Below are 4,016 nucleotides of genomic sequence, written 5' to 3'. Positions count from 1 at the left end.
ATGAATATGGTGCTTGCCAGCCCGTCTCGGGCACGGAATACGCGGGCCCCGACCAATACGCAGCGTTTTGCGAGTCGGATCGTCAGGCCGCTGCGCGTGCCCCGATGGTGCGCCGAAGCGGCGCGGCCAGTGCGGCGATGACCGGTGTCCGGTCGGGGCTGGACAGTAAAGTGACTGGCGCCGCCCGCGGGGAACGCCAGGTTTTGAGCGGTACCGCTTACTCGGACACCGACCGGCTGCTACGCCAGTCCAGGGACGTGGCGTCCAGTCCGCACCCGCTGACGCGCGGCCCGGCCGACGCTCCCAGTGTGGCAGCTACTGCCCCGGAGGTGGCAGATGTCCGCGGAAATTTTAGCGTAATGACCCCTGCGCGCAGCGCGCAGGGGAGCCAGCTCAGCCGCGTCACCGGCACCGCCTACGGCGCGGCGGGACGCATCACCGGCCCGGTGAACCTGGCGGCCGGTCTGGTTTCCGGCACCCCCGAGTTTCGTTATCGGGATGAGGCCTACGATGCCGCGCCGGTGGCGGCAGCGCCAGAAGTGCCGCGCAGCCGCCTTACCGGGGACGGGCGCGAAGGAGGCTTCGCCATCACGGGTGCCGCCTGGCGGCGCAACGAAAGCATTACCGGCACCGAAGGCACCTCCACGCGCCGCAACCCGACTTTGCGCGGGGATCAGCGCGGTGCGGTGATTGGGGCTTCGCAGTGGAAAGACCGCGAGCGGCCGGAACTGCCCATCAGCCGGATTACCGGCAGCAGCGGCAACGATGCCAAAGGCTCTGCCATCACTTATTCCGGCGGCGCACGCGGTTGATGTGAAACAGGCAGTGATCGAGCAAACACAAACGGACCATGGGCCAGAGATTGCGATGAACACGAGAAACCGCCCCGGGCGCCACACCAGCCCGCAGTCTGGAGCAAGCCGCCCGCCTTATGGGTTGGGCACGCCTGCCGGCTTGCTGCAGGCGCGTCCCCGGCAGGCGGTATTCACGCCGCAGGGTATCGCACTCGACCCCGGCGTGGCACCCAATCCGGCCTGCTCAACAGACTCGGGACGACCGTGCCGGCATCCGCTCACCAACGAGGTAGAGAACCGGCGTCTGCTGGTGCACGAACTGGCCGTGAAAGGCAGTTTTGATGCCATCGTGCCGGTGCTGAAACGCATCGCTGGCCTGCAGCACGAAGCCGATTTTACCGAGCGCGCGCAGGCGATTGCGCGCGAACAGTTGGGTTTCGAGTTGCCTGCGCAGATTCTGGCGGATGCCTGGGTCGCCGATCTGGACATGCGCACCCTGTATGGCGAGTGCGTCATGCGCACGCTGCGCTTGATGGCAGAGCAAGCGCAGCTCAGCAATCCGCTGCAGGATACGGACGAGGCGGTGGCGTTCTTCCTCGACTGCGGCTACCACGCGGTGGATATCTCGCCTTGTTCGGACGGTCGCCTGAAGGGTCTGGTGCGCTACATCCTGCGCCTGCCCTACGGCGCGGTGCGCAGCAAAAAATCCTATGCCGGGGCCATGTTCGACGTCGATGCCAACGTCAAGCGCTGGATCGAGACCGAACTGATGCGCTATCGCGAAGGTCGTCCGGTGACTGCCGATGCGGGCACGCGCTACCTGAAAGTGGCGGTGTATCACTGGAGCAGTTCCGACCCGACCCACGAGGGCTGCGCCGCGCATGGCAGCAACGTGACGGCGGCGGCGGAAGCCGGGCTGAAACGTTTGAACGAGTTCCGCCAGGCGATTGAAAACAGCTTTTGCTGCGGCGCCTCGGTGGATACGTTATTGATCGGCGTGGACACCGACACCGACGCTATCAAGGTGCACGTGCCCGACGCTGCCGGTGAAATAAACTTGTACCGGTTTATCGACAACATCGAGCTGTACCGCGCCAGCGTCAATGATGACGCCAGCAGCGCCCGGCTCAAGGTGTACCGGGCGATCCAGGCCGCCAGCGCTACTACCGGCTGGGGCGCGGGCAGTGGCGAGCCGCACGAAGGCATGCGCCGGCTGGTTGCCTCGCTGCTGATCAACAACCTGTCGCAGATTGAATACGTGTGCGGCAACTGGGGTGGGCGTTACGCCGACATCGGCCACGCCGAGCGTTTCATCAGCGTCGGCGACGGTTTCGAGGAATTCCAGTTGCGCAATTTGGCCTACTTCGCTCACCTGCACACGGTGGAAGAAGGCGCGCCGGATATGGACGTGGGGATCAAGATTTTTAAGAAGCTCAACGTCAGTCACGGCTTGCCGATTCCGCTGGCAATTCACTTCCGCTACGACAGCCGCGTGCCGGGTTGCCGCGAGCGCACGGTAGAGCGTTGCCAGCGCGTCAAGGGAGCAATCGAGGCGCGTTACGCCGATCTGGCGCAAAAGGGCTTGCTGGTGTGCGGCATGACGGTACAGGACAAGCGCCCGGGCAGCCCGATCGAGCTGGTTGAAGCGGGTGCGGCATGAATCGGTTTAGGAGCGAGCGATGAAGATTTGTCAGGTGGAAAAAACGCTGGTTTCGACCAACCGGATCAAGGAACTGGGGCACCGCCCGCTGTTGGTGGTGAGGGAAAAGGCAGGCGGGCCGCGTCAGGTTGCGGTGGACGCCGTGGGCTGCATCCCCGGTGACTGGGTGATCTGCGTGGGCTCTTCCGCTGCGCGCGAGGCCGCGGGCAGCAAGGATTTTCCCAGTGATTTCACCATCATCGGCATCATCGATCACTGGTCGGAAGGCTGACATGGAAATCATGCGTGTGGTGTCGGATCTGGTGGCAACGCGGCGCGTACCGGGGCTGCGGAACGCATCGCTGAGAGTGTTGGAGGACGTCCAGGGCAGGCTCAGCGTGGCGTGCGACCCGGTCGGCGCACCGCCGGGCAAGTGGGTGATTACGGCAGGCGGTTCGGCCGCGCGCATCGCCAGCGGCGACAAGGCGACGCTGACCGACCTGACCATCTGCGGAATTATTGATGTATGGGACGCCGGCGACGGCAAGTGAGCAAGTTTTTTTAACTCGGAAGGAGTACTGAAAATGGCAAACGTAAGCGGTATTGCATTGGGCATGATCGAAACCCGCGGCCTGGTGCCGGCGATTGAAGCGGCGGACGCGATGACCAAGGCGGCGGAAGTGCGCCTAGTGGGCCGCCAGTTCGTGGGCGGCGGCTACGTCACCGTGCTGGTGCGCGGCGAGACCGGCGCGGTGAACGCGGCGGTGCGGGCCGGGGCGGATGCATGCGAGCGCGTCGGCGACGGTCTGGTGGCGGCGCACATCATCGCCCGTGTGCACAGTGAGGTGGAGAACATTCTGCCTAGCAGGCTGGCTGAAGTAAGCGATTTTAATTGACCAACCGAAGCAGAAAAGGAGTCGTGAAAATGGCAAACGTCAGTGGAATTGCATTGGGCATGATCGAAACCCGCGGCCTGGTGCCGGCGATTGAAGCGGCGGACGCGATGACCAAGGCGGCGGAAGTGCGCCTAGTGGACCGCCAGTTCGTGGGCGGCGGCTACGTCACCGTGCTGGTGCGCGGCGAGACCGGCGCGGTGAACGCGGCGGTGCGGGCCGGGGCGGATGCGTGCGAGCGCGTCGGCGACGGCTTGGTAGCGGCGCACATCATCGCACGCGTGCACTCCGAGGTGGAGAACATTCTGCCGAAGACGCCCGCTGCCGGTGACAGCGGGCTGGATGGCGTGGTCAGTCAGTCCCGCAGCTAGCGCAGGCGTGGCGATGGCGATGGCGACCGATCCGCGACGGACGGGCTACCTGATGCGCGCGCTCAGCCACGAGCTGGCCGCGGTGCAGCAGTACCTCGCCCAGGCCAGTCTGACCGCGATGTGGCAGCTTGGCGAGCACAGTAGCCGCTTTCGCCGTGATGCGGAAGAGGAACTTGGGCATGCGCAGCAGTTGATCGAGCGCATGCTGGTGGTGGGTACTCCCGCCAACAGCACCCAACTGCCGCCCATCCGTCCGGGACGCACGCTGGAGGAGATGCTGCTGATTGACCGCGTGCTGGAGATCGAAGCGATCCGCTTG

Annotated in this window: 7 protein-coding genes and 1 pseudogene; all 8 read left to right on the top strand. The window is 65.0% G+C overall.

Annotated elements, in window-relative coordinates:
- Positions 1–227: pseudogene (locus ACYCUK_RS23725) on the top strand (CsoS2 family carboxysome shell protein); the annotation flags it as partial.
- Positions 228–359: 132 nt separating this feature from the next.
- Positions 360–812, top strand: a complete 453-nt coding sequence (locus ACYCUK_RS23720) for a hypothetical protein (RefSeq protein WP_461597048.1) — start codon at positions 360–362, stop codon at positions 810–812.
- A gap of 55 nt (positions 813–867) precedes the next feature.
- Positions 868–2,454: a carboxysome shell carbonic anhydrase gene (locus ACYCUK_RS23715; protein WP_461597047.1), complete on the top strand. Its 1,587-nt coding sequence runs from the start codon at positions 868–870 to the stop codon at positions 2,452–2,454.
- 19 nt (positions 2,455–2,473) lie between these two features.
- A complete protein-coding gene (locus ACYCUK_RS23710) occupies positions 2,474–2,725 on the top strand; it encodes a carboxysome peptide A (protein WP_461597046.1) in 252 nt (83 codons plus the stop codon).
- Between the two features lies 1 nt (position 2,726).
- Entirely contained in the window at positions 2,727–2,984 is a 258-nt protein-coding gene (locus ACYCUK_RS23705) for a carboxysome peptide B (RefSeq protein ID WP_461597045.1), read from the top strand.
- 33 nt (positions 2,985–3,017) lie between these two features.
- Entirely contained in the window at positions 3,018–3,329 is a 312-nt protein-coding gene (locus ACYCUK_RS23700; protein ID WP_461597044.1) for a BMC domain-containing protein, read from the top strand.
- Between the two features lie 29 nt (positions 3,330–3,358).
- On the top strand, positions 3,359–3,697 hold the full coding sequence (locus ACYCUK_RS23695) for a BMC domain-containing protein (RefSeq protein ID WP_461597043.1): 339 nt from the start codon (positions 3,359–3,361) through the stop codon (positions 3,695–3,697).
- A gap of 13 nt (positions 3,698–3,710) precedes the next feature.
- On the top strand, positions 3,711–4,016 hold a 306-nt coding region (locus ACYCUK_RS23690; protein ID WP_461597042.1), incomplete at its 3' end, for a ferritin-like domain-containing protein.

The organism is Thiomonas sp., from assembly GCF_054608695.1.
This window is presented reverse-complemented; position numbering and strand designations above follow the sequence as displayed.